Annotated in this window: 17 protein-coding genes; 11 read left to right on the top strand and 6 right to left on the bottom strand. The window is 40.8% G+C overall.

Annotated features, from left to right (window positions below; all coding sequences use genetic code 11):
* Positions 1–1,121: 1,121 nt before the first annotated feature.
* Positions 1,122–3,887: a primosomal protein N' gene (gene priA, locus RM049_RS04545; RefSeq protein ID WP_322703323.1), complete on the bottom strand. Its 2,766-nt coding sequence runs from the start codon at positions 3,885–3,887 to the stop codon at positions 1,122–1,124.
* An 805-nt stretch (positions 3,888–4,692) separates the two neighbouring features.
* Here priA and RM049_RS04540 point away from each other — a divergent pair.
* Positions 4,693–5,865, top strand: coding sequence for an RpoD/SigA family RNA polymerase sigma factor (locus tag RM049_RS04540; RefSeq protein ID WP_322669931.1), 1,173 nt, complete (start codon positions 4,693–4,695; stop codon positions 5,863–5,865).
* 162 nt (positions 5,866–6,027) lie between these two features.
* Positions 6,028–6,522 (top strand): GNAT family N-acetyltransferase, encoded by a 495-nt coding sequence (locus tag RM049_RS04535; protein WP_322703322.1) that lies wholly within the window; start codon positions 6,028–6,030, stop codon positions 6,520–6,522.
* A 184-nt stretch (positions 6,523–6,706) separates the two neighbouring features.
* Here RM049_RS04535 and RM049_RS04530 read toward each other — a convergent pair whose 3' ends face one another.
* Positions 6,707–12,322, bottom strand: coding sequence for an AAA family ATPase (locus RM049_RS04530; RefSeq protein ID WP_322703321.1), 5,616 nt, complete (start codon positions 12,320–12,322; stop codon positions 6,707–6,709).
* A gap of 873 nt (positions 12,323–13,195) precedes the next feature.
* On the opposite strand from RM049_RS04530, the gene petJ reads away from it, so the two are divergent.
* Complete coding sequence (gene petJ / locus RM049_RS04525; protein WP_322670045.1) at positions 13,196–13,531, top strand: cytochrome c6 PetJ; 336 nt, start codon at positions 13,196–13,198, stop codon at positions 13,529–13,531.
* 331 nt (positions 13,532–13,862) lie between these two features.
* A complete protein-coding gene (locus RM049_RS04520) occupies positions 13,863–14,786 on the top strand; it encodes a tetratricopeptide repeat protein (protein ID WP_322703320.1) in 924 nt (307 codons plus the stop codon).
* An 11-nt stretch (positions 14,787–14,797) separates the two neighbouring features.
* Here RM049_RS04520 and RM049_RS04515 read toward each other — a convergent pair whose 3' ends face one another.
* Positions 14,798–15,424 carry a Uma2 family endonuclease gene (locus RM049_RS04515; RefSeq protein WP_322703319.1) on the bottom strand — a complete coding sequence of 209 codons (627 nt, stop codon included), beginning with the start codon at positions 15,422–15,424 and terminating at the stop codon, positions 14,798–14,800.
* A 431-nt stretch (positions 15,425–15,855) separates the two neighbouring features.
* Between RM049_RS04515 and RM049_RS04510 the strand changes: the two genes are divergently transcribed.
* Together RM049_RS04510 and RM049_RS04505 are read left to right on the top strand one after the other, a co-directional pair.
* Positions 15,856–16,665: a hypothetical protein gene (locus tag RM049_RS04510; RefSeq protein WP_322703318.1), complete on the top strand. Its 810-nt coding sequence runs from the start codon at positions 15,856–15,858 to the stop codon at positions 16,663–16,665.
* Positions 16,666–16,677: 12 nt separating this feature from the next.
* Positions 16,678–17,232, top strand: coding sequence for a hypothetical protein (locus RM049_RS04505; protein WP_322703317.1), 555 nt, complete (start codon positions 16,678–16,680; stop codon positions 17,230–17,232).
* 70 nt (positions 17,233–17,302) lie between these two features.
* On the opposite strand, the gene glgX is transcribed toward RM049_RS04505, so the two are convergent.
* A complete protein-coding gene (glgX, locus tag RM049_RS04500) occupies positions 17,303–19,429 on the bottom strand; it encodes a glycogen debranching protein GlgX (protein ID WP_322683642.1) in 2,127 nt (708 codons plus the stop codon).
* 541 nt (positions 19,430–19,970) lie between these two features.
* Here glgX and RM049_RS04495 point away from each other — a divergent pair.
* Both RM049_RS04495 and RM049_RS04490 read left to right on the top strand, forming a co-directional pair.
* Positions 19,971–22,064, top strand: a complete 2,094-nt coding sequence (locus tag RM049_RS04495) for a TonB-dependent receptor (protein ID WP_322703316.1) — start codon at positions 19,971–19,973, stop codon at positions 22,062–22,064.
* 228 nt (positions 22,065–22,292) lie between these two features.
* The gene (locus RM049_RS04490) at positions 22,293–22,589 is read left to right on the top strand and encodes a hypothetical protein (protein WP_322669940.1); all 297 of its coding nucleotides are present in this window, start codon (positions 22,293–22,295) and stop codon (positions 22,587–22,589) included.
* 169 nt (positions 22,590–22,758) lie between these two features.
* Here RM049_RS04490 and nifH read toward each other — a convergent pair whose 3' ends face one another.
* A complete protein-coding gene (gene nifH, locus RM049_RS04485) occupies positions 22,759–23,652 on the bottom strand; it encodes a nitrogenase iron protein (protein ID WP_229464468.1) in 894 nt (297 codons plus the stop codon).
* Positions 23,653–23,876: 224 nt separating this feature from the next.
* Between nifH and RM049_RS04480 the strand changes: the two genes are divergently transcribed.
* The gene (locus RM049_RS04480) at positions 23,877–24,014 is read left to right on the top strand and encodes a hypothetical protein (protein WP_322703315.1); all 138 of its coding nucleotides are present in this window, start codon (positions 23,877–23,879) and stop codon (positions 24,012–24,014) included.
* Positions 24,015–24,883: 869 nt separating this feature from the next.
* Here the strand turns inward: RM049_RS04480 and RM049_RS04475 are convergent.
* Positions 24,884–25,864: an AraC family transcriptional regulator gene (locus tag RM049_RS04475; protein ID WP_322703314.1), complete on the bottom strand. Its 981-nt coding sequence runs from the start codon at positions 25,862–25,864 to the stop codon at positions 24,884–24,886.
* Positions 25,865–26,073: 209 nt separating this feature from the next.
* Here RM049_RS04475 and RM049_RS04470 point away from each other — a divergent pair, with 209 nt between their 5' ends.
* Positions 26,074–26,475, top strand: coding sequence for a cupin domain-containing protein (locus RM049_RS04470; protein ID WP_322703313.1), 402 nt, complete (start codon positions 26,074–26,076; stop codon positions 26,473–26,475).
* A complete protein-coding gene (locus RM049_RS04465) occupies positions 26,414–26,596 on the top strand; it encodes a hypothetical protein (RefSeq protein ID WP_322703340.1) in 183 nt (60 codons plus the stop codon). The genes RM049_RS04470 and RM049_RS04465 overlap by 62 nt, the downstream gene beginning before the upstream one ends.
* Positions 26,597–26,647 lie beyond the last annotated feature (51 nt).

Below are 26,647 nucleotides of genomic sequence, written 5' to 3'. Positions count from 1 at the left end.
GGGTGGGGCTTTTACCTGCCTTGCGAAATAAGGATTTTTCGTGTGCGTGGGGCGAGGCTTTAAACCTACACCCTACACCCCACACCCCACACCCTGTTTCTAGTAAATATGAGTGGGGATACAAATAAATTTCTGACTTACTACACCCACTCAGCCACACCCCACACCCAAAAGCCTTATATATAATGGGTTTGCCGTTAACAAGCGTGCCATTCGGCCAAGTATCTGCAATGATTATTCTTGGCAATCTTTCACTAGCTATAAACGAACGTAATGACCGCAAGTCTTAGGGAACTCATTTCTCCAGAATGTATAAAAAGTATTTATTAAATACTTTTTATACATCAATACTGAACTTATTTTTAAGAGAATTATAGGGGAACTTTCTAATGCCTCAACTTGGCACAGCATGATTACGTAAAAAGCAATAAATCTTCAAAATTATTACCGTAAACCAACCTTAATATCATGTCCGCCTAATTAGTTATAATTCCCGCATCTGTACAAAAATCAGGAAACTCTTTTCCCCCTAACCCTTGCCGTCTTAATGATAAGTCTTTAAATGGATACGATATGAATTGGTGCTGGCAGAGTTCATTTTTATCAGTGCTGTTAATACAAAAGCAATATCAAGCTAGTTGAATGTTTGTAATATCTATAGTTTGGGGAACCAGCAAGGGCAATAGTGCAGCGTAAAGCCTTCTCTTCTCCCAAAGGGAGACGCTAGGCGTAGCTTGCTTCCCTATAAGGATACGCCAATAGCACAGCAACTCTTAAAGATGCTACCGCGAACATCTGGGGGTTTCTCGACAACCAAGCAAGTGGCCTTTGAAAAACAAAACCCAATATTTTATCCATATTTATGTTGTGTTTAACAATAATGAAACCCAACACGAACATGGAGATATTTTATTAAGTAATCAGCCGAACATGATATAAGTTTGACAGTAAATCAGGAAAAATTTTTCAATATTTATACTTACCTTTGTAATAATATGATATTTTAATTCACTCATCTATCTGAAGGTGGATTATGCAGAGATTAACTTAATTACTAAGCAAATCAGCTTTATTTATCAGTGCGCAACTGGGTGGGGTAGTAATTTACGATCGCATAACGATCACATAATATTTAACGGGTCTACATCAATAGTTAAACTTACAGATGAAGGACAAAGCGATCGCACTTCTTCCCAATCTGGTAATCGCGGTAAGGCATCAGGGGCAAATTTAATCAATATTTGCCAGCGATAACGATTAGCTACTCGTAAAACACTCGCTGGTGCTGGGCCCAATATCTCGAATTCTTCTTCTGTACTCAAGGCTGTAGCAATAACTTGCGCTGTATTTTGCACTTGAATCGGGTCGAGACTACTCAAACGCAACAAAATTAACCGCCCGTATGGAGGATAATTGAGTGCTTGGCGTTGTTCCAATTCAGCTTGAGAGAAAGATTGATAATCGTGCGATCGCACTGCTGCAATTACTTGATGCTCGGTAGTATAAGTCTGCACAATCACTCTACCGGGATCTTCACCTCTACCAGCACGTCCAGCGACTTGAGTCAAGGTTTGAAACGCTCGTTCGCTGGCGCGATAATCTGATAAATTTAGTAATCCATCGGCGGCGACAACACCCACAAGTGTCACCTGTGGTAAATCTAAACCTTTAGTGAGCATTTGCGTACCGACTAACAAATCTGCTTCGCCGTTGGCAAACCGAGTAAGTAGGGTACGATGGGAGCCTTTATTGCGGGTGGTATCGCTATCAAAACGAATCAAGCGCAACTCTGGGAACTGCCTTGCTAGTTCCTGCGTTACCCGTTGAGTACCGCTACCGAAAAATTTTAGATAAGGGGAACTACAATCAGGGCAAAATTTGGGGTGCGATCGCGCATAATTACAATAATGACACCGCAATAATTCCGGCGCTTTTTCTTCGGTGTGGTGATACGCCAGCGACACATCACAGTGCGGACATTCTAATACATATCCACAACTGCGGCAAGAAACAAAAGTACTGTGTCCCCGGCGATGGATAAATAAAATTCCCTGTTGTTTTCTTTCTTGCAACTCCTCTAAAGCTGTTTGCAGCGATCTACTAAATATAGAACGATTTCCCTGTTGCAACTCTTGCCGCATATCGACAATTTCCACAGGCGGTAAAGGGCGAGAATTAATGCGTTCGGGCAAGCTTAAATAATGAGTGCTGAGTGCTGAGTGCTGAGTGCTGAGTGAGGAGTTAGGAGTTAGGAGTGAGGAGTGAGGAGTTACGAATTCTCCCCCTGCCCCTCTGCTCCCCTGCTCCCCTGCTCCCCTGCTCCCCTGCCTCCTCACGCTTACCCAAGTTTCCAATGAAGGCGTAGCGGAACCCAACACCAAAGGGCAATTTTCTAATTCGGCTCGCCACTGGGCAACAGTGCGGGCGTGGTAGGTGGGTATGGGGGAATCTTGTTTAAAGCTGCTATCGTGTTCTTCATCTAAAATAATTAAACCCAAGTTGGGCAAAGGGGCGAAAACGGCGCTGCGAGTACCAATGACAACTTGGGGTTCTCCGGTAAGCATTTGTCGCCAAGTGTCATAACGTTCACCATCTGAAAGGGCGCTGTGATAAACGCTAACTTTATTACCAAAACGGGCGCGAAAACGATCGGTTAGCTGGGGTGTAAGTCCAATTTCTGGGACTAAAACCAAGGCAGATTTACCTTGATTGAGGAGAGGTGCGATCGCTTGCAAATATACTTCGGTTTTTCCTGAACCTGTCACCCCATGCAATAAAACTTGAGCAAATTCATCTAATGTCTGGATTGTCGCTAAGGCACTAGCTTGAGCTGTAGTTAAAGATTTAGCACCATCGCCTACTAAAGTTGGGCCTTGTTCGGTTCGCAAAACTTCCCGTTCTTCGATGACGATGTAGCCTTTTTCCTCTAGCCCTTTCAGGGTAGGGGTAGTTGTTTTACAAATCTGTAAGAACTCATTTAACCATAACTCGCCACCACGCCGCCGCAGCACTTCTAAAATCTCTCGTTGGCGAGTAGTTAACTCTTGGTCAATTGTACCTGTGAGCGTAACTGCTTTTTGCAATTTTGGTCGAGTTAGTCGTGGTGGTTCTAAGTAGCTTTCTACTAAACCTCGTCGCAATAGTTCGCGGACTCCCTGGTAAGCTCGTTGGACTTGACCTTGTAAGTACCGAAAGCTATAATCGCCCTCTGATTGTTGTTGTAGGAGTTGCAAAATTTTATTAGCATCTGTATTGTTAACTTTGTGCACTAAAGCTTGAAAGCTTAACAAAGCCAGAATTTTAACCAAATAATTATTTTGAATTGTGTTGAATAAATAAAACTTAATTAGGTGAGAATAAGGCTGGTGAATGACACGCATCAAAGGTGTATCTAACCAAGCATTAGGATTAGTGTTAATAGATACCGCTGCACCAGCTATAGTCAAGCGGATACGACGCTGCGAGCGTCCCAGTAACCCAGGCGGCAACGCGATACGTATCACCTGAATCAGTTGTGTATAGTAATACTGCGACACCCGTTCCATTAAAGTCCAGTAGCTATCGCGGAAGAAATCTCTTTGGATAACATCTTCCACATCCCAGATTTTTTCGAGTTGTAAATCTGCTGGGAGTTTTGCTAATAACCGAATGGCTACCCCTCCCATTTGTTGCCCATTTACTGGCACGCTTAAAATATCCCCTGGTTTTACTTCTAACTTGGCAGGTAATCGATACGTATACAGTTTTTCCCCTTTCTCTAATTCTGTTGAGGTTCCTGGACAGTTTACCAATACCTCAACCCACCGATTAACAGTTTCACCTGACTTATATGATTCATTCGGTTCACTTACCACTAAAGGAGATATTTTTATGTCATTAATATACATACTTGCTGATTTTATAATTAAATATTTCCTTCACATAGCTGGTCAAAATCAACCTAGCTAACTAAACTTTAGTTTTTCGCTTTCTTAAATTTAAATGGTATTTCTCAATACTGTTATTCTTCATAATACTTGATAATTTTCCTCTTATGTAATCTACTAGACAAATTCGTATCAACTATATATGCAATAAATATTTGGTGCCCACTATACAAATAAAAGCATGTCGGCTATTGCTGCAACAGTTACTCTATCTACTAAATATGGAGTAGCCTTTTTCCGCCTATCGGTAGATATTCAACCCTTTCTGTATATGAGATGCTTTTATACAAAGTAATATCGGATCGAAATTAAGCTCTTACTCTTGTAATTTGGATTGTGTAGGTAACTGGAAATCAGATCGGGAATGCGTAAACCCATTAGTAGGTATTCCTTTTCTACAGTGGACTCCAGCGCCTAAAACATTATAAATATTTAGAAAAATATATGAAACTTTAAGATATTTGGATGATTAGCTGAAATTTTTATATTTGTTAAGGTTGAGAAAGTTTGAGGGGGGTTTGACATATTTGATAATTCCGAAAAAAATGAAGAATATATCTGTTGGGAATCTAAAAAAAAGTTTTATTGGGTGCTAAGGTCAGTTTCGTTATAGGTTGTATATAAGTGTAACCTATAAATACTAGGTAGATGCCGATTTTTATTTCTGTAGACAAATTAGCATCAGCTTATATTTCGCTATTCTTTACGGGTGCATCGTCCATTAGGGAAAACTACCAAGCCTCAAACGAGTAGGTGTAAATGAATTATGTACCAAACAAAGCAACAATCCCTAAAGGAAAATATGAATATTGTTGAATTGGGAAAAATGGAAATACTGGAGAATGCTGCTGATATCGAAGAACCATCACTCGATAGTTTAAATGCAGTGGCAGAAGAAGAATCTCCAATTGTAGTAGAAAATCTGGAATCGGACGAACGCGATGGAGATGACATGGCGGCGGCTCGTCCTTCAGGATACAACAAAACCGAACATGATGATGCTGTTGGCGCATTTTTTAAAGAAATGGCACGTTATCCGCTTTTAAAAGCTGATGAAGAAGTAGAGTTAGCGCGGCGAGTTAGGTTTATAGAGGAATTTAGAGAAATACAAGCGGCTTTAGAGTTAAAACTGGAACATGAAGCTAGCAAATTAGAAGTGGCTTCCGAGTTAGGGATGACGGAAAAGCAACTAGAAAATCGCTTGTATCAAGGGAGAGTAGCAAAACGCAAAATGATTCGCTCTAACTTGAGATTGGTAGTGTCTATCGCCAAGCGATATTTAAATCGGGGAGTGCCTTTTCTGGATTTAATTCAAGAAGGAGCAATGGGTTTAAATCGCGCTACAGAAAAATTCGATCCCGATAAAGGATATAAGTTTTCTACTTACGCCTATTGGTGGATTAGACAAGCGATTACCAGAGCGATCGCTAACGATGCGCGAACAATTCGGCTACCGATTCATATTGTTGAAAAGCTTAACAAGCTAAAAAAAGCTCAACGCGAACTCAAACAAAAACTCTGTCGTAATCCTACCGAAGGTGAAATGGCAGAATATTTAGAGATTAGCGTGCAACAACTACGTCAGCTACAACAGCTACGGCGACAAGCACTTTCTCTAAACCACCGCGTCGGTAAAGAAGAAGATACGGAATTGATGGATTTGCTAGAAGATGAAGATAACTTGTCTCCTGAAGCAAAAATGAATGAAAACATGATGCGTCAGGAGATTTGGGAAGTCTTGGGTGATGTGTTAACTCCACGAGAGAAAGATGTGATTTCTCTGCGTTATGGTTTGACAACCAGTGAACCATGTACTTTAGAAGAAGTTGGCAATATGTTCAATCTTTCTCGCGAACGAGTGCGTCAAATTCAAAGCAAAGCCATGCGGAAATTGCGCCGTCCTCACATAGCTAAACGCTTAAAAGGTTGGTTGATTTAATCTCATTGCTCAAGATAGAGATGCAATCTGAAACTTAATTAGCTTTGCAATTCGCAAAAATCGGGCGTTTTGTAGCGTTTTTCGGCTCTTATTTAGTCAATACTCAAAAAAATTGCCCAGTTGCCTATAGACTATGGACTATAAACTATGGACTATAGACGAATGACTTCGGATAGCAATTTGATTGTGCGTTTTGCCCAAACAGCCGATTGCAGCGTATTGTTTAAATTAATTGAGGGACTTGCAGAATATGAAAAATTATCTCACGCTGTTACTGGCAATGCTCTAGCACTTCAGGAGCATTTATTTGGTTCGCAAAGGTATATAGAGGCAATATTAGCGGAATCTGCGGGTCAAGCTGTTGGTTTTGCGCTGTTTTTTCATAATTATTCAACATTTCTGACTAAGCCGGGAATTTATCTGGAAGATTTATTTGTTTTACCAGAATATCGTAGGCAAGGTATTGGTAAGGCTCTGTTGACTAAAGTCGCTCAGATAGCTGTAGAACGTGATTGTGGGCGATTAGAGTGGAGTGTCTTAGATTGGAACGAGTCAGCCCAAGCATTTTACCGTAGTATGGGAGCCTCTATATTAGATGATTGGCGAATTTGTCGTGTTACAGAACATGCACTTACTCAGTTAGGATCTGTTAAATAAAAATTTAAAGATGAAACAAGATAAAAATTGTCTTGTTTTATCTTTAAATTTTTCTCAGGGAAAAAGATACTGTTAAATTATAGGTTGTGTTGTAAAAAATTACATTTTTAATTTTTAATTACAAAAAGTCAAGCTTGATTGAGATGCCATTACTCTGACGTGCTAAACCCGATCTTAGAACTTTTCACTTTACTGAATTTGATGGAATAGAGAGGGAAAACTCTGCTCCTTTTCCTAGCTCCGAGATTACACTTAGTCGTCCCCGATGTTTTTCTACAATAGAGTAGCTAATCGATAATCCTAAGCCTGTTCCTGTGCCAATAGGCTTTGTTGTGAAAAATGGGTCAAATAAATGCTGCTTCACCTTTTCAGACATACCAGACCCATTATCTACAATTTGAATGGTTATTGTATCAGCCTCAGTCATTTTGGTACGAATTTCGATGGTGGGGATTTTTGTTTGTGTATGTTCAGTTGTGAATAATGAATCTAATGCATCAATAGCATTGCTAAGAATATTCATAAATACTTGATTGATCTGACTGGCGTAGCAATTTACTTCAGGCAGTTGGGCATATTCTTTAATCACATTAATTGCGGGGCGGTATGTTTTCTCTTCTAGACGGTGCTGTAAAATTAACAAGGTGCTGTCAATACCTTCATGAAGATTGACAGTTTTCATTTCAGCCTCATCCAGGCGCGAGAAATTGCGGAGAGAAAGAACAATCTGGCGGATGCGATCTGCTCCTAGTTTCATTGATTGCAGTAATTTTTGGAGGTCAGATTTGAGGAAGTTTAAATCTATGGCCTCTAGTTCTTCTTGAATCTCAGCAAATGGTTGAGGATAGTAGTGTTGATACAGATCGACCAAGTGCAGCAAATTTTGACAATATTCATTGGTATAGGTGACGTTGCCATAGATAAAGTTAATCGGGTTGTTAATTTCGTGAGCGATACCTGCCACCATTTGCCCCAATGAAGACATTTTTTCAGTTTGAATCAGTTGGCTTTGGGTGTGTTGCAGTTGTTCTAAAGTTTCCGAGAGATGCTGATTTTTATCATTCAACTCAAAAGTTCTCTGCTCTACCTTTTGCTCCAAGGTATGGCTGTAATCCTCTAGTTGGGCTTTTGCTACGGCAAGATTGTTATAAAACATGGCATTTTGCAGCGAGATGGCAGCTTGTACTGTGAGCAGCCGCAAAACTTCAAGACGGTTTTGGGTAAAGGCTCCAGTCGTCAAACTGTTTTCTAGGTATAGGATGCCAACGATCTGGCCGCGATTGTGAATAGGCGTACATAGCAAGCTTTTAGGTTGCCATTGAATAATATAGGGATCGTTGGCAAAGGTGGTTTCTTTGCGGGCATCATCTAGCACTAAGGTTTCGGAGGTACGCGAGACATAGTTCACTACCGTTTTAGGAATATCCTGACTGGCTGAAAGAGGCAATGAGTGCAGATTTCCCCCAAGGCTTTCATGCAAAGGCATAGATCGCTCCTCTTCGACGATCGCTTTGCTGCTTCTTTGAGCTGCAACCACCCAATTATCCTCTTGAAGCAGCAAAATTACTGATTTTTCAGCCCCAGCATTTTCGCTTACAACTCGCATCAAGGTTGTCAACAGCTTTTCTAACTCAATTTCTCCAGCCAATGCATGAGAGGCTTTCATCACCGTTACTAAATCTAACGCTTCAGTCCCACTGGAACTAGTGTGTGTGAATCCGATTGTAGTGGTGAGGCTAGGGTCTGTAGAAGGATTTTCCTCCTCCTGAAGGCTCATAGCCAAGAATTGAGGATATTGGCTCTCCAACTGTTTGACTTTGGCTACAGCTCCCCATTTTAGGTAACTGTAATAGGCATTCATCAAGTAAATTTGAGCCATACCTTCCGTGTGCTTTCCTGGGGAACGGTGCGCGTAACTTGCTTCTACAAAGTGGTACGCCAACGTTTCTTTGTGCCATTCCAAGTAAAATCGGGCAGCCAATTCATTGGCGAGGGCAACTTCTTGAATGTATCCATTGACTTTTGCCCCAGCGATCGCGCGATCATAAAGATCCACAGCCTGCGCCATCAGTCCCAAGACTCGGCATTCTTCGGCTTTTACTAGTTCAAATTTGTGCAAATAATTCATGGGTGCGTGGTGCGCCCATGTCTTCATTTTTTCCTGGTTTTCTCTCACCCGCTCCAGTAATATTTCTCGGCGATCGCCCGTAGCTGTAGAATATTCTGCCAGAGCCGTCAATGAATCATAAAAATAAAACATCTGCACAGTAGCATAGCCCGTGCCTGCAACTAGATAAACTCTAGCTTGAGCAGCTGTTTCCACTGCTTGAGAGATGTTTTCAAACAAATAACAGAGAATCAACTTGTGTAGCCAGAAGTAGTGAGGCCCCACCAAGTCGTTCGCATTATGCATTTGAGTCAAAAATTTTGCTTCATCAAGTACCTCACCCGTTAAAATACAGGGATTTTCAGCCTTGCCGAGCAAATTCAAAACTGTTTGCCAAAAGACACGGCAGTAGTTAAGAACCATGTCTTGCCTAAAATTTTCCAAAACATGACAGTAAGCCCGGATATCTTCCTCTAACGATTTCAGTTCTCGTCCCAAAAAATAAGAATACTGACAGATGTCTTTCGTATTGAAGGCAACGTAATATACATTTCTAGTTTCCAGAGCAATTTTGTAGCCCTCCAGTATCAGCTGTAAAGATTTTTGTAGGGGAGACTTCAAATAGGTGATAAAAGCACCTGTAACATAAAATACAGTAGGTTTGATGTCAGTAATATTAAATTTGTCAGTTAATGCCAAAGCCAGGTTGCCAAAGAGATAGGCTTTTTCAATATCTTGGAGAATTCCGTTTAACAGAATGCCATAGGCGGCATAACAGAAGGCAGAAAATGGAGCATTGCCATACTGAATTGATGCTTTGACTTGTGACAGGATGACTAGGGGAAACAGATTTGGTTCGGCGGTGTAAACGGCTGGAGCAACGTTTGCCACAATTCGGTTAACAGCCAGCTTGTCTTTTGCCGTCATCAGGGGTAAGTCAACCAAGGAAGCAATATCACGCCCGTTAATTAAGGCAGCAGTTTCCTGAAGGGCTTGCTGAATATCTTCGGGGGTAGATGTTTCGGGAAAAACCACGCCGAACAGACTCATTCCCTGGCGAGCGATCGCGATCGCGCCTATTACATTATTTTGAGTTGTATACGCCTGAATTTGGGTTTCGTAAATGCTGATTTGATCTAGTGAAGTTTTGGCTTGCTGCATTACTGTTTGAGCCAATTGCTCCATCTGTTCGTGGGCACCACAAAGGTAAGCAGCTTCGGCGGCTGATTCGTGCAGTACTAGAGCCAATTCATATTGAGTGTGCCAACAGTCGGATCTCAATAAATCAATCCCGGTAGTTAAATACTCAATTGCTACCTGGTATGATGTAGTAGATTTAGCTTTTTTTCCTGCGAGTAGGTTAAGTTGTGCCAGTCGATCGCGATCGGGTACAGATACAATCAGTTCTTTGCCAAGATTCAATTGGTTGACAATTTCAAAAATCAGCAATTCTTGCTCAGTTTCCGGGGTATTACTCAACAGCAATTGACCAATCTTCAGATGAGTTGCTGGTTTTTGGTTGGCTGGAATTAGTGAATAAGCGGCTTGTTGAATGCGATCGTGGAAGAATTTGTAGGTAATAGTTATCGATCCGCGATCGTTTGTCAAATCATCTATGACAACAGACTCATTCTGAAAGAATGTATACCCTTCACCACCGGGCAAAATTAATCCATCCTTGAGAGCTGGCCACAAATCTGCTGCGGTTTGGGCTGGAGATTTTTCATAGACAATCGATAGGGTTTCTAAATCAAACTGATTGCCAACACAGGCGGCCAGTTTGAGAACATCCTGCGTCTGCGATCGCAATTTTTGGAGTTGCAGCACCACAAACTCTACAATATCTTCTGTAAAAGAAAGCGCCCGGATTTGAGCAAGATTGCACTGCCAATCGCCTGTTCTGCTGGCAAAGGCGATCAGTCCATCTTCATGCAGCGATTTGAGAAACTGGTTCGTGAAAAATGGATTACCTTTGGTCTTTTGATACACCAAATTGGCGATCGCAATTGCTTGTTCTGCTGAATATTTCAGCGTATCTGCAATCAGTTGATTTAGGTCGGCTTCGGTAAGGGCAGAAAGGACAATACTGCTAACTGTAATCGCCTCTTGACGCATCTCCTCAATGGTCAACATCAAGGGATGTGCAGAAGAAACCTCATTATCTCGATATGCTCCAATCACTAACAAATAAGAGTTATTGGCTTCACTCATCAACAGATGCATCAGTTTTAAAGAAGCCAAGTCTGCCCACTGTAAATCATCGAGGAAAATGACCAGGGGATGCTCTTGAGTTGTGAATACTTGAATGAATTTCTGAAATAGCAAATTGAAGCGGCTTTGGACAGCAGTACCCGATAATTCCGGCACAGAGGGCTGTTTGCCAATGATTCGTTCGAGTTCTGGAATCACCTCAATAATCACTTGACCACTTTCACCCAATGTAGATAAAATTTGGGTCTTCCACTGGTCAATTTGAGCATCGCTCTCTGTCAGCAGTTGTGCCATTAAGTCCCGGAATGCTTGCACCAAAGCAAAAAAGGGAATATTCCGATTAAATTGATCGAATTTGCCTTTGATAAAGTATCCGCGCTGACGGGCGATCGGTTTGTGAACTTCGTTGACAATTGCCGTTTTCCCAATACCAGAGGAACCTGCCACCAGAATGATTTCAGAAGTTCCCTGGCGCACCCGTTCAAAGGTTGCTAGTAGCATTGCCACTTCTGCTTCCCGTCCATAGAGTTTTTCGGGAATTGTAAAGCGATCGCAAACGTCCTTATGCCCTAGCTGAAATGGGATAATATTTCCACTCTCCTGCAATTGTTCCAAACAAATTTGTAGATCGTGCTTTAGCCCTAATGCATTCTGATAGCGGTCTTCAGCATTTTTCGCCATCAGTTTCATGACGATATCACAGAGAATTTGAGGAATCTCTTCTCTATTCCCTAAAAGTGGTGGTTGTTTCGCTATGTGACAATGCACCAATTCCATCAAATCATCGGATTGAAATGGTAATCGCCCAGTTAAGAGTTCATAGAAAGTGACTCCCAGAGAATAGAAGTCAGTGCGGTAATCAATTCCCCGATTCATTCGTCCGGTTTGTTCGGGCGAGATATAGGCAAGGGTTCCTTCTAAAACAGTCGGGCTGGTTGAAAGTTGGTTAACTCTTGGTAGCAGTGAAGCAATGCTAAAGTCAATGAGTTTAACCTCCTTTGTAGTCGGATTTATCAGGATATTGGCGGGTTTGATATCCTTATGGATAACTTGGTGATGGTAGAGATCGGCCAGGATATCAGCAAGTGCGATCGCAATCTGTAAAAACTCGCTCAAAAACTCAGGACAAAAGCGTGAGATATTTTCCTCACTTGCTACCTTTCTGAATCCCTGTCTCCAAGTGTCAGCATACTCCTTCAAAGAAATTCCGCCAAAGTCTTCTAAGATCAGAGCGGGTCGATTATGACAATTTTCCAGGCTATAGATCCGAACAACCCCAGGAACATTTAAGATTTTCGTAATTGTGTACTGATTTTTGAATTGAGCCAACTCAATCAGACTGGGATAACAATTTTTAAGAAGTTTGATCGCAACAGCAGTTTGATCGCTCTCTCGCAAAGCTCGGTAAACCAGAGTGCGACTGCTGGTGTAAATTCTCTCACCAATTCGATAGCCGGGAACATCGACTCGATTCTCTAGCATAAAAGTTGCTATTGGATAACCTGAGTTTATTTTTCCCTAATTAACTTGAATTATCACAATTCATTAGTAAAAATTGAGAAACCCGATCGAGCTAAATCAACCGACTATAGTTGAATCTATCCCATTAATCTCAGAGGATGTTTGAAAAGTATTTTTGGTAACTTCTAAGCCTCGGAAACTTAACCTTTCTACCCCATTCCCTACAAGTAAATGTGGGTTAAATGAGGGTTTAAAAACCTCTGTTTGCTTGTCTGATGATAGGCTGACGCCAATGGGAAAAAAAATGGAAGCGGTATTTCTGGCATACTTTACGATTTTTTAAACATCCTGTAAGGGATCTGCACGAAAAATAAATTTGGGTTCTTGCAGTAGTTTTATGGTAATCAGTAGAATTTACTAAATTTTCATAATTATAATTTAGCGAGCTAGGACTCCTATTTGATAGACTCAGTACGGAGCTATGCCTTTTTTCCTATTTCCTGTTTGCCGCCCACGTAAGTAAATTCGGTAATCAAACTGAATTACTATATCAATACGTAAAATATAAGTTTTTTCAGCATTTCATTATTATAAAATATACTTAAATAACTGCAGGTTTATAATCTTTAGGATTGCATGGTGAAATTTTAAAAACACTTCCTGCAAAGTATTGTAAGTGGCAGTTGCTTACGGATATCTTAATCATAGAACGGGGAATCAACGCAGAATTCTTCATGATGCAATTACAGACGTAATTGAAAATTTTTATTAAGCAAAATTTAAAAAATTTTTGGGCTAAGTTTGACAGCTTGTCATTTGACTATGGCAGCGGCTCAACTGACAATTATGGAGGATATTGCACCGAATAAGCCGTTATTGCAGAGAGAACACGAAATGAAAAAAATGATTACAGTCATACTGTTAGGCATAGCAATCTTCACATTTGCCTTCAGTAGTCCAGCATTGGCAGCAGATGCTGCTAGTGGAGCTAAAGTATTTAGTGCCAATTGTGCCTCTTGTCACGCAGGAGGAAAGAATTTGGTTCAAGCTGACAAAAACCTGAAGAAGGAGGCTTTGCAAAAGAATGGTTTGTACTCAGCAGAGGCGATTATTTCCCAGGTTACAAAAGGTAAAAATGCTATGCCCGCTTTCGGCAAACGTTTGAAGTCTAACCAAATTGAAGATGTAGCGGCTTATGTGCTTTCACAAGCAGATAATGGTTGGAAGTAGACTAAAATTTAACTTCAAAAATTAACAATTGGCGGGGCTTTCTGTCCCGCTAATCTTAGAGGATGTCTGAAAACTTTTTAGTGTTGTATTCGAGACTTGTAGATCCCCCTAAATCCCCCTTAAAAAGGGGGACTTTTAGAAGTTTTCCCCACTTTTCAAGGGGGGCTAGGGGGGATCGGACGAAATATTTAATACTTCTCAGACATCCTCTTAGAGTTGCCGCAATTATCAAACAGGATGCATATACCAATTTAGGATTTTGGATTAATAGTCTTTATAAAAAGACTGTTCCAAAAATATCAAACAATACTACCTATCCTCATTTGGTATTATGAGTAATTTCTGGCGATTATTTTTCAGTATAATTATTGCTTTTCCTCTGACTTTTTTGACTTTACCTGCACATTCTTCACCCATTTTAATTACCCAAATAATAGCGGGTGATTTCTTAGAGTTGGGTGTAGATAAGATGCGGCGCGGTGATTATCAGGAAGCAATAGAGAATTTCAACCAGGCGATTGAACTTAAGAAAGATTTGGCTGTAGCTTATAGCGATCGCTGTCTTGCTTATCTGCAATTACAAGATTACCATCAAGCGATCGCAGATTGCACCCAAGCGATAAATTTTGCACCGGATAACTTCGAGGCTTATCTGAACCGGGGAGTAGCACACTACAGACAAGGGGATTATCCAGCTGCCATTGTCGATCATAATCGAGCGATCGCACTTAAACCCTCCGATTTTCGAGCCTATTACAACCGAGCGCTAGCCCGTGCTGGTGATGGGAAAGACTCAGAGGCAATTCTTGACTTTAATTTAGCCCTAACTCAAATTCCTCGAATCAGCAGCTTACTGCTTGCAGATATATATAATGACCGAGGTTTAGCGCATTTTGTCTTGCAAGATATCCAAGCTGCGATGCTCGATTTTAATCTAGCAATTCGCCTCAATGCTAACGATTATAGAGCATACTTTAACCGGGCTTGTGTGTGCGGCCGAAATGGAGATGACTTGGGTGCAGTGCGTGATTTTTCGCAAGTCATCAGACTTAATCCCAGTAATGGTCAAGCTTATGTTAATCGGGGAGTAGCTCAGTATCGCTTAGGATATCACTTAGGAGCTATATCTGATTTACAAAAAGCATCTGAGTACTATGAACAGCAAGGAAAAAAAGTTGCTTACCAAAAAACTTTAGATTTACTGAAGAATCTGCGACAACAAATTTCGTCTGTAACGGAAATCGCTCTTTTCTAACAGTGTAATAACTATACAGGGTATCCACCAGCTTGAAAAATTTGTTCGGCGGTTAAGTTTAATTCGGGGAAAAGAGGTGAGATAATGCGATCGCTACCTTGAAACTGGCTGACTTGATATTCTCCCTCAATTAAAGTGAAAAGCGAGACTGTTGGTTGTTTGGGGTTGCCAATAAATCGCCTACCGCCTAAAGCAGCATAATCTACAATCCAGTATTCTGGGATGCCTACACCCTCATAATCAGCAGCTTTTTTTAAATAATCATCACGCCAATTGCTACTTACTACCTCAACTACTAAGGGTATTGATTCCGCTTGACTTACAGTAGATTCTTTTTTCCACAGAGGTTCATTTACCAAATTAGGGCGATTTAATATCAGCACATCTGATGAGTAAGCCGATTCATTTTCAGGCGGTTTGACTAATGCTGTTTTAGGTATGAAATAGGGGAGATTTAAACGAATACACTCTCTAGTAATTTCAAAGGCTAAAAAACCAACTACCTCTTCATGATCGCCCGTGGGTTGCGGCATTTCTACAATTACTCCATCATGCAATTCATAACGTTTTCCCGTGTTGTCAGGATATTTAGCAACAAATTCATCAAATGTAACTACTTTGCGTAAGGCTTGAATCATAAATTATTGTCTTCTATTGTGTTTGTAAAGCATCCAGTTTTCTCAATGCTAACGTAATTCGTAATTGCTACAAGGGAAAAGGCTTTGAGGCTTATTATCCTTCGCCTTTTGGAGCCTAGCTTGCTTATGAAGCCCAATATCATCTCTAGCTCTTGGAGAACGCACGTATGGGAATTTGAGTGTCTGAGACAGAATAAAATATATCTCAACTCAGAGTCAGATCATATTACCAGTAGAACCGAGATCACACTTCAATTAGTTCATCTCGGCTAAACTCAATATACTTAAATATCAAAAATGCTCAGATAGGAACTTAAATTATTATAATGAAAAGCACAAATCGCAGAGGTCGTGATTAGATCAACGCTGTTAATAATCCTCGCTCACGACAAAAAGAACCAGTTTCTTATCATGAACTTAAACAGTCATTGATGACTGTTCGCGCCAATCTAGAGGAAGCTACATCTCAACGCGATGAATGGCAACAACGTGCGAAAGAAAATGAGGAAGCTGCATCTCAACGCGATGAAGCAGAACAACGTGTAAAGGAAGCTGCATCACAACTGGTTCATATTCAGCAAGAAATTCAAACTTATCAAATTGAGGCTAATGAGCTAAAAGACCGATTCACTCAAAATTATCTCTTCTATATTGATGAGCAAGAGAATCATCAAAAAACGCTCTACCTCTACAACGAAGAAAAAGCGAAAATATCCCAGTTAGTTCATGTTCACCAGCGAGAGATTCAAACTTGTCAACTCGAAGCTAATGAGCTAAAAGAGCAAGTCACTCAAAATTATCGCTTCTATATTGATGAGCAACAAAGTCATCAACAAACACTTTGTCTCTACAATGAAGAAAAAGCCAGAGCAACTGAATTGCTTACCAAATATGATACAGCCAACTCTGAACGAGAAATGTATTTGACTTTATACAATGAGGCTAAAGCAGAACTCAAACATGAGCGTCGTTCCAAAGCTAGTATTAAGGGATGGGAAACGCGCCGGAAAGCCGAGAATGAAAAACTAAAACGAGAAATTGCTCAGATGGTTGTGCTATTGTGTGACTCTTTAGCAAGTAAAGATGAAGCAGTAAATAGTCTTTACGTTGTTGCAGAGCGTATGGATAGAATTCAATCTTTAGTTGATTCGGTGGAAGAAGAAACAACTAATAATCCTATAGGTGTAGTACAAAAATTTAAACGCATCTGGCTGGCAATTAAAGACATACTTTCTGAATAAACAAGCATACTCATGAACAAAAAATTACTACCTACCACGCAAAAACAAAGTAAAGCGAGGCTGGGAGATCAAATTCGCAGTATTGCCGATCGCCTTAAACAAGAGACAGATGTACAGATAACAGCAACTTCTCGAATTTTAGGCGCTGCTGCTCAAATTGCCGAAAATCATGACCGACTTATTAATGAAGTAGTTGATATGGTTGAGTCAGACCTAAATGTAGAGAAACAGGTATATCAAAAGCATATTTACACTATTGATTTTCTAAAGCAACAGTTTAAAACATTACGGGATGCAAAGGCTCACTTTAATCTGAAAGTTACTAGTTGGGAATCACTAGCTAATAAATTAAATGCTGCATCTTGCCAAACAACCATAATACAGAATAACCCTCAATCAAATCAGGATTTTGTAGAAACCAATATAATAAATGGTGAATATAATTTTTATAATATTGAAAAGTTGACAGTTTTTTTAGAACCTGATGTTGCCCAAATGTTTCCCAATTCGGAAGCAGTAAATGAAGCTTTGCGTTTCCTAATTAGAGTTACAAGTAAAAATGGTTAAAGTATTTTATCAACTGTATAGAAAAATATATTTTTCTATACAGTTGGCCATTTTTTTTCTCTTCATACTGCTAACTAATAAGGCGTAACACCATCAGAGAGCGATCTGAAACTGGTACAGTTTGAGAGCCAGAAACTAATTTTCCCCGATCTAAAAAGCGAGGTTCATTAGTGTCAATTACTATCTCCCATACCTTTTCTTTAAAGTCATCGGGTAAAGCAAACTCAATTAACTCGTAGTGAGCGTTAAAAAATATCAGAAAACTTTCATCAATAATCCGCTCACCACGATCGCCTGGAGTAGCAATTCCCTGCCCATTCAAAAAAATCTCCATTACTTTGGCATAACTAACTAGCCACTGCTGCTCAGTCATTTCACTGCCATCAGAATTAAACCAAGCAATATCATTGATACCTAAACCGTGAATGGGGCGGCCTTGAAACCACTTACGCCGCCGGAATACTGGATGCTGATGGCGAAAATTAATTAGTTCGCGTGTAAAGTCTAATAAATCCGAGTTCGCTTTGTGCAAATCCCAATGCCGCCAAGAAATCTCATTGTCTTGGCAGTAGACATTATTATTTCCCTTTTGACTACAGCCAATTTCATCCCCCTCTAATAGCATTGGGACACCTTGAGATAGCATTAGGGTTGCTAAAAAGTTTCGTCGTTGCCGTTCGCGCAAACGCATTACTTCTGGATCGTCGGTTTCGCCTTCTGCACCACAATTCCAGGATCTGTTATGGCTTTCACCATCTCTACTGTCTTCCCCATTTGCCTCGTTATGCTTTTCGTTGTAGCTAACCAAATCATTTAACGTAAAACCATCATGAGCAGTTATGAAATTAATACTTGCATTTGGGTTGCGCCCGTTTGTTTGATATAGATCGGGGCTACCGGTAAAACAGTAGGCAAATTGTCCTAAACTATCATCTACACCACGCCAAAAATCTCGTACTGTATCCCGATATCTTCCATTCCACTCAGACCAACGCAGTGGAAAGTTCCCGACTTGATAGCCGCCTTCTCCTAAGTCCCAAGGTTCAGCAATCAGCTTCACATCTGCCAAGATTGGGTCTTGATGAATAATATCAAAGAAAGCTGATAGATTATCTACTTCATATAGTTCCCGCGCCAGCGCCGAGGCCAAATCAAAGCGGAAGCCATCTACATGCATTTCTGTTACCCAATAGCGCAGGCTATCCATGATTAACTTCAGAACTTGAGCATGACGCACATTCAGAGAGTTACCGCAGCCTGTAAAATCCATGTAGTAGCGAGGATCGTCTTTTACCAAACGGTAATATACAGAATTATCAATACCTCGCAAAGACAGCGTTGGCCCGAAATGATTTCCTTCGCCAGTGTGGTTGTAGACTACATCTAAGATCACTTCAATTCCGGCAAAATGTAGTGCCTTGACCATTTGCTTGAATTCAGCGACTTGTTCTCCCGCTGTCCCACTAGCACTGTAACTAGAATAGGGAGCAAAATAGTTGATGGAATCGTAGCCCCAGTAATTGCTTAATCCTTTTCCTTCTAAATGTCCCGGATGAGATAAAAAATGATGTACTGGCATCAACTCTACTGCTGTAATTCCTAATTGCAGTAAGTGTTGAATTGCAGCAGGATGTGCCAAACCGGCATAAGTGCCGCGCAACTCTTCTGGAATAGCTGGGTGTAGTTTAGTAAAACCTTTGACGTGAGTTTCATAAATAACAGTTCTATACCAAGGTGTAGCAAGCAGTTTATCGCCTTCCCAATCAAAAGATTGATCGACCACAACACACTTGGGCATTATTTTGGCATCATCTAGTTCAGAAAAAACTAAGTCTTTTTCCTCAGCGTCTAGAGAGTAGCCAAAGACAGCTGGATCGTTACTAAACTCACCGTCAATTGCCTTAGCGTAGGGGTCAATTAATAGTTTGTTTGGATTGAATCGATGACCAACTTCCGGTGCCCACATCCCATGCACTCTAAACCCATACTTTTGACCTGGGCCAACTCCTGGTAAGTAACCATGCCAAACAAAATTGTTTTTTTCTGTCAAAGGCAAGCGGATTTCTTCGTCATCGTTATCAAATAAACAAAGCTCTACCCCTGTTGCATTTTCCGAAAATAAAGCAAAGTTTGTTCCTTTACCATCCCAAGTTGCACCTAAAGGATATACATTTCCCGGCCATAAAGCTACATACATAAATAAATCTTGAATATTAGTTTTTCGGCAAATGTTATTGACTTCAACTTTTTTGAATAATTAGTTAAAATCTAAGAGTTACTAATAATTCTTTAGAAGTCAATAACACTCAAATTTAACTTCAAAATAATATTATTGACTCTATCATTAGTAATAAAATCTCTATTCCTTAAGTTGGAAAAATTAATGTAGAGGGCAACAGACTGAAGGAAAACTGCGCTGTTTGCGACACGCCGCGCAATCTGCTTCAGTAAAGCGATGCCTGCGTTAGGATGCGCTAACGGTAAAGAGCAAGGGTTTTAAACCCTCACTGTTGCCACAGCTTCCCGCAAGGTACGGCTCTTTACATGGCTCCAAATCATCTAGGTCAAATCCCCTTCTACCTTCTTTAAATGCGATCGCTCTAGAGTCTAACACATAGTAACTTGACAAATAGTCTCATCCGGTCTTTAGAAATATGACAGCGTGTCTTTTGACACGATTTTACTATTACAGCCACAATGCTACGTAGTAACTGTTTTTACTTGGTGTGAAAGAGAACGTGAAAAAGGATTTTTTGTTGCTAACAGTTGCTTTACCTTTACTGATAGCATCTCCTAGTTATGCTGTTGAGAGTGAAATTGAGCAGAGAAATACTAATAAATCAACCGAAGTTATTTCAGATATTCCGAGTTTGAGTGAAATTGAGCTACCCGCCACTAATGCCGAATTATTATCTCAACAATCTGTACCAATTGAAGTTAATCCAGAAGAAACTCAGCCAGAAACAGAGCAAACTCCGAGCGATGATGCAGACATTTCGATAGAAGCGATCGCAGAACCAGACAACCTACCCCAATCTACTCCAACTTACGTAATCGATCGAGAAGAAATTAAAAAGCAGGGTGCTGCAAGTTTGGCCGATATTTTGAAAAGAATGCCTGGTTTTGCAATCAATGATGCAGGTCATGGTGCAGATATTCACACAGGTACATACTACCGGGGAGCCTCAATTAATCAATCTGTATTTTTGATTAATGGTAGACAAATTAACACTAATGTCAACATTTATCATGGTGGAACTGATTTAAATAGCATTCCTGTAGAGGCAATTGAACGAGTGGAATTATATAGCGGTACAGCCTCCGCTTTATTTGGTTCTTCAGCCTTTGGAGGAGTTGTGAATATTATCACTAAGGAAGGTTATGGCAAACCTAAATTCAGTGCTAGTGCAGAATTTGGCTCATTGAGCTTAAATAATCAACAAGCGACTTATGGTGGTTCATCCGATAAAGTCAAGTACAACTTTAGCTTTGAAAGATTCTTTACAGATAACCGTTACCGCGTTCCTGTAGGTGCAGCAAATCGTGACGAACAGGGATTTTTATCAAATGCAGACACAGCTACAAGTACCTATTTTGGTAGCATTGGAGTAGATTTAAATCAAAAAAATTCTCTGAATTTAGATGTTACTGCACTCAGCAGTCGTCGTGGCTTAATTTATTTTGGGTTTCCTCTCCAAAGAGATAGATTAGACCACGATGGTTTAAATATTGGCTTATCTTGGAAAACTCGGTTAGGTAATGGCGAAAGCTCTAACCTAACAACCTCAATTGGTTATAACCAAGATTATTTCAGCACTTACGGCCCTACAGGATCGTTTTACCGTACAGGAGCTTTAGATACCCAACAACTTACAGCCAGGGTAGATCATGAGTGGAAAATTACTGCGAATAATAAATTGCGTTGGGGATTAGATTTAAAAAACACCGACTTAACCGGTGATGTTTTGAGTACAAATCCTAGTAATATTGCCAAAAATGAAACTGAAGATAGGAGTTTATTCAATACAGCTTTATTTGCTGTCAATACTTGGAATATTAGCGATAACTTTCTGATAGATTTAGGGCTAAGGCAAACCTTTGACAGCCAATTTGGAAATTATCTCAACCCTAGTGTTGGGTTACGTTACGCCGTCACACCATTAATAGCAGTGCGTGGAAGTTGGGCAGGGGCACAACGCAATCCTGGGTTAGATCAGTTGTATGTTTATGATACAGTTCATGGTTGGGAACCTAATCCTGATTTAAGACCAGAAACTGGCTCTACTTGGAGTGCAGGAATCGATGTTAATTTTTCTCAAAATCTGATTGGACAGTTTACTTACTTTGGTAGTAGTATAGGCGATCGCTTAGGAGTCATCGCTGGAAAATGGGCAAACATTGGATTAGTAGATACCAATGGTTTAGAAGCTGCATTGCAATTAAAAATTGCCACTGGCTGGTCAACTTTCCTCAACTATACTTATACAGATTCCCAAATAAAAACAGGGACAGAGAAAGGTTTACAATTAGGTTTAATTCCCTACTCTGTACTGCAAACTGGTGTAGGTTATGAAAATTCAGGTTGGCAAGCTAACTTGTATGTTACCTACAATAGTGGCGCTCGCAGATCCATCTTTGCTAACTCTAATGACAAGCCTACAGATTTTGCACCGTCTTTCGTGAATTTAGATTTGAGCGGGCGTATACCTCTAACTAGCAATTTAGGACTAACAGTTTACTTAGAAAATCTACTGGATGAGCAATATGAGCGAGTTAATCGCATATATAGCCCTGGATTTACTTTTCGTCTGGGTTTAAACGCCAACTTTTAGGTATTCAATGTAGAGATTTTATCATTACGAAGTCTCTACATTCTTATATCTTGTCACATGATTTGGAAAATCTCACTTTCCTATAAGGATAGAATGTTAGGTTTGACAGTATTTTTGTAGTAAAGGTAAGGCACCACCGTACAACACAGTGCGTTAAGCTAAAGCCATAATGGCCCTACTTAAAATTTATTTTAATCTAAAATCTAAAATCTAAAATCTAAAATTGTTATGAGAGCCAAAATTGAAAATAAAATACTTTTTATCCACCACGAAGATTTGCCAGAGTTTAAAAAAGGTGGTTCGGTGGTAAGAAACTCTTATTTTTGGGCATTACGTTCAATAGCTGGTCAAGCTTCACGTTATCGTGATTGGGAATACGAACCGGAGGTTTGGCTAGCGCTTTCACGAATGCTTTTATCGTTTGCTGAATCGGGATATTTGGGTATTAGAGAAACTTTACTAGAGTTTCCCTTATCTCAAGGAGAAATTCCTAATTTGCTGCGAGATGTTTCGACTTGGGAGTAGGGATGTATAGCTATCAAATCTCGAAATATCTCTTGTACATAGACGCGTAGCGAATTCTTGCAGGGAACGAGCGATCGCTATATATTTCTATTAAGGATTCAAACAAAGAAATGCAAAAATTAGAGGAAAGGTGGGCAACAGCCCACCCTAAACCATTATTTAATTGGTACTACTTTACGGGTGCTTCAGTAGCAGACTTACCAACTAGCATTGCGGTATTTTCGTCGCTTTCAAGAATACCGAATTCAATCAACAACTCTTCTAACTCTTCCATCTCAATGGGGGTGGGGACGGCGAGTTTGTCGTTGTCGATGATCTTTTTAGCTAGTATCCGATATTCGTTACTTTGATTGCTATCAGGCGCGTACTCGTTAACAGTCATCCGGCGCAATTCTGCGTGTTGAACAATGTTGTCACGAGGTACGTAGTGAATCATTTGGGTGTTCAAACGTTTTGCCAAGGTTTCGATTAAATCGATTTCCCGGTCAACGTTACGGCTGTTACAAATCAAACCACCCAAGCGTACGCCGCCTGTGTGAGCATACTTGAGAACACCACGAGCAATGTTGTTAGCTGCATACATCGCCATCATTTCACCAGAGGTAACGATGTAGATTTCTTGTGCCTTACCTTCACGGATAGGCATAGCGAAACCACCGCACACAACGTCACCCAAAACGTCGTAACTTACAAAATCAACATCTTTGTAAGCACCGTTTTCTTCTAAGAAGTTGATAGCGGTAATAATACCACGACCAGCGCAACCCACACCAGGTTCAGGCCCACCAGACTCCACACAACGTACATCGCGGAAACCAGTAAGCATTACTTCTTCGAGTTCAATATCTTCTACAGCACCGCGTTCAGCAGCCAATTGCAGAACACTTGTTTGAGCTTTACTGTGTAGCATCAAACGGGTAGAGTCAGCTTTAGGGTCGCAACCAACAATTAGAATGCGTTGACCCATTTCAGCCATTGCTGCTAAGGTATTTTGAGAAGTAGTAGATTTCCCAATACCGCCTTTACCATAGAAAGCTATTTGTCTAATCTTTTCGTCAGTCATGGTTGTGTTTCCTACAATGATTTAATTGATGAGTCGTAAGCTTGATGTAGTTGTTTACCCTTGGCGTCGTAGGGAAGTAGAGCCTATTGGCGTAGACGCGTAGCGACTTGTCGCTAGACATCGCATCCTGGCAAAAGCAGTTAAAATCAGAACATATTTACCCACGAAGCGATGGCTTAAGAGATAGATAAATCTAATCTCCTAATAACAAAGCCTTTGAAACTATGACTTCAGCATTATCAGTTGTTGCAACGAATCCCAAATGGTTGCTCAAGCCTCAAGAGTGGTTGCAGCAGGAATTCAAATTAACGCAGATTTATTCCTTGAACCACACAACCAACCAAATTGCAATCCACTCTTAAATGGTTGCTACAACTTGTCTGATTTTGCTGATGTCAAGTAACCAAGAAAATCTATAGTGCTTCTCGTTTCGTGATTGATGCAGCAAGATAAATTCCAGCCTAAAAGTGGTAGCTACCAGTGCAGTAATATAATATCTGCACAGACAACATCTGATACTTCAGCTTAGATAATATCTTGGTGATTTTTGACAGATGGCTAAATTCCTAGAAATTATGGAAAGACACCATTCTGCTTGAAGTTTTCGTTCCAAAAGTCAGCAACTGCTTCAACTTAGTTTGCGGTTGAAAACGTTTACTTCCGCAAGACGAAGTTAGTAAATATTCTGTATTTCTATTGAATTGTCAGGCTGTACTAAGAGTCTTTCTTCCCAGACTCCAAGAGTAATTGCCTTGGCGGGTAATGCTCTAGCTAGGTTAGCCAACTCTTATTGGCTCGTACCCAGATAAATTTTGATTGACTTCAAGTTGTTACAAAGGCTACTATCCTACTCAATCTAGTTTTAGATTTTCGTTAAAAAAAGATGTAGCTAATTGAAGGGGACTTACCAGAGCAAAAAAACTTTCTTGAGCTTGCCTCAAACTTGTCTTGAAGTCTTTTTGTGTTTTCACTTGTTTGATTCCTATACAAACCATAACATACATCCCACTAATTAATTTGCCGAATCTCAAATTATTTATTTATTTAATAGAACATTATCTTTAAAACCTTTAATAGTCACAGGTTACACCCTCGCTAGTAGCTAGTTAATAAAATTATTTATCATAGCCAAGATGTGCAGTTAGATACTTTTGTAAATTTGATAAAAGTATTTAAAACTAATGTTTAAAAAAAACATAAACTCTTATTTTTGCAGTCAAAAATTTTGTCATCATATTGAACTAGCAGTCTCCCTAGCAGCTTCTCGTAACCGCTCCACATCGCGCATCGGTGGCGCACCAAACAGCCGCTTGTACTCCCGGTTAAAATGCGAGGCATCGTCATAACCCACGCGGTAGGCAGCACTGGTAGCATCAAGCTTTTCCCCCAGCATCAGACGGCGAGCCTCCTGGAGCCGCAGTTGCTTTTGGTACTGCAAGGGACTCATGGCAGTGACAGATTTAAAGTGATGGTGGAAGCCCGATACACTCATTCCCAGTTCTCGGGCGATGCTTTCAATCTTGATCGGCTCGTTAAAGTCTTTACGAAGTCGCTGGACGGCAAGAGCGATGTGGTAGGTGCAGCCACCCAAAACTGCAATATGACGGAGCCGATTACCTTGCTCTCCCATCAAGAGTCGGTAAATGATTTCTCGCTTAATCAGTGGTGCGAGAACATGAGCTTCAGCAGGGGAATCTAAAAGCCTGACCAGCCGCACCACAGCGTCCAACAGATTTGCATTCAACGGACTTACATCAATAGCTTTCACATCAGCACGGCTGCGCGAGGGATACCCTGCTTCGACCATCACTGAGCCAACAAGGGTGGGGTCAAGATCGAGGCGAATACTAAGGTACGGTTGCGCCTTTGACGCTTCCAGAATTTGGCTGATAATTGGCAGTTCGACCGTAGCAAGCAGATAATGCATTGGGTCGTACTGATAGCGATCGCTACCCAAAAGAACTTCTTTGCTGCCCTGAGCGATCGCACAAAACGCAGGGATAGAGACACTATGAACGCATTCCGAAGGCGAAGAGGCGCGGTTGAAGTGCAAACCTTTGAGCGGTTCAATCGTCCCATCATGACGAATCGCGTGTGCAATCCGCTCTTTCAGTTCGTCTCTATTGGCTTGCGCTCTGTCTGCCTCACGCTTTGCCTGCAAGTCGTTCATTAAATCGCGATCGGACTTTTCACTCGTTTTGGCAGCGTTCATTTCTAAGTTTGCAGAATTGTACAACTATCTTAGACGATCGTCCTATTACTTGTTCTTCAAGATTCTTAGAATGAAGCTAAAGCAATGAAAAATGATTTCGGCTTCTTATAAGCATTCTGGATTTTTATTTAATAGAAAACTCAGTTTTGATTGGGTAAGAGGCTTGCCTCCTAGCCACAAAAATTACATCAAGTGAAGGAATTAAGAAAATGGACATCAAAAGAAGTGGCTCACAGCCTTCTGCCAAAGGGCCGGCTGATTATTTTACCGGCACTGTCCGCATTGATCCCCTATTCGAGGCGCACGATCCAGCACGCACGTCTGGAGCCAGTGTCACGTTTGAGCCTGGCGCTCGGACAGCATGGCACACGCACCCATTGGGACAAACCTTGATCGTGACGGCTGGCTGTGGTCTTGTACAGCGCTGGGGTGGCGCGATCGAGCAAATTCGACCGGGGGATACAATCTGGATCTCGCCGGGTGAGAAGCATTGGCACGGTGCTACAGCAACCACGGCGATGACGCACATCGCTATTCAGGAATGGCTCGATGGTAAGCCTGTGGACTGGATGGAGCATGTCAGCGACGAGCAGTATGGAGGAATATCTTAGTGCTGTTGAGATGGTTTTTCATCAAGGGGAAAAACTGCCAGCAGAGAATGCTGATTTTGGTTCTCGCCCTAGTGATGTCCCTGAATTACTCAGCCTGCCGTGCCGACAACAGTATAACTAGCAGTGCATCGTTGAAGATGCCGACTGAAATATCAACCAAGCAGGCAGACAG

Source organism: Nostoc sp. DedQUE04 (assembly GCF_034530995.1).
In the GTDB taxonomy this organism is placed as follows: domain Bacteria; phylum Cyanobacteriota; class Cyanobacteriia; order Cyanobacteriales; family Nostocaceae; genus Nostoc.
Note: the sequence above shows the minus strand (reverse complement) of the source record. Positions and strands in the feature narration are given on the sequence as shown.

Bases quoted from the DNA above. Each gene is read 5' to 3' on its own strand.
- glgX (WP_322683642.1), bottom strand. From the start codon at position 19,429: ATGTATGTAGCTTTATGGCCGGGAAATGTATATCCTTTAGGTGCAACT.
- petJ (WP_322670045.1), top strand. From the start codon at position 13,196: ATGAAAAAAATGATTACAGTCATACTGTTAGGCATAGCAATCTTCACA.
- RM049_RS04480 (WP_322703315.1), top strand. From the start codon at position 23,877: ATGACTTCAGCATTATCAGTTGTTGCAACGAATCCCAAATGGTTGCTC.
- priA (WP_322703323.1), bottom strand. From the start codon at position 3,887: ATGTATATTAATGACATAAAAATATCTCCTTTAGTGGTAAGTGAACCG.
- RM049_RS04515 (WP_322703319.1), bottom strand. From the start codon at position 15,424: ATGATTCAAGCCTTACGCAAAGTAGTTACATTTGATGAATTTGTTGCT.
- RM049_RS04465 (WP_322703340.1), top strand. From the start codon at position 26,414: ATGGTAAGCCTGTGGACTGGATGGAGCATGTCAGCGACGAGCAGTATG.
- RM049_RS04490 (WP_322669940.1), top strand. From the start codon at position 22,293: ATGAGAGCCAAAATTGAAAATAAAATACTTTTTATCCACCACGAAGAT.
- RM049_RS04540 (WP_322669931.1), top strand. From the start codon at position 4,693: ATGTACCAAACAAAGCAACAATCCCTAAAGGAAAATATGAATATTGTT.
- RM049_RS04530 (WP_322703321.1), bottom strand. From the start codon at position 12,322: ATGCTAGAGAATCGAGTCGATGTTCCCGGCTATCGAATTGGTGAGAGA.
- RM049_RS04510 (WP_322703318.1), top strand. From the start codon at position 15,856: ATGACTGTTCGCGCCAATCTAGAGGAAGCTACATCTCAACGCGATGAA.
- RM049_RS04505 (WP_322703317.1), top strand. From the start codon at position 16,678: ATGAACAAAAAATTACTACCTACCACGCAAAAACAAAGTAAAGCGAGG.
- RM049_RS04475 (WP_322703314.1), bottom strand. From the start codon at position 25,864: ATGAACGCTGCCAAAACGAGTGAAAAGTCCGATCGCGATTTAATGAAC.
- nifH (WP_229464468.1), bottom strand. From the start codon at position 23,652: ATGACTGACGAAAAGATTAGACAAATAGCTTTCTATGGTAAAGGCGGT.
- RM049_RS04470 (WP_322703313.1), top strand. From the start codon at position 26,074: ATGGACATCAAAAGAAGTGGCTCACAGCCTTCTGCCAAAGGGCCGGCT.
- RM049_RS04520 (WP_322703320.1), top strand. From the start codon at position 13,863: ATGAGTAATTTCTGGCGATTATTTTTCAGTATAATTATTGCTTTTCCT.
- RM049_RS04535 (WP_322703322.1), top strand. From the start codon at position 6,028: ATGACTTCGGATAGCAATTTGATTGTGCGTTTTGCCCAAACAGCCGAT.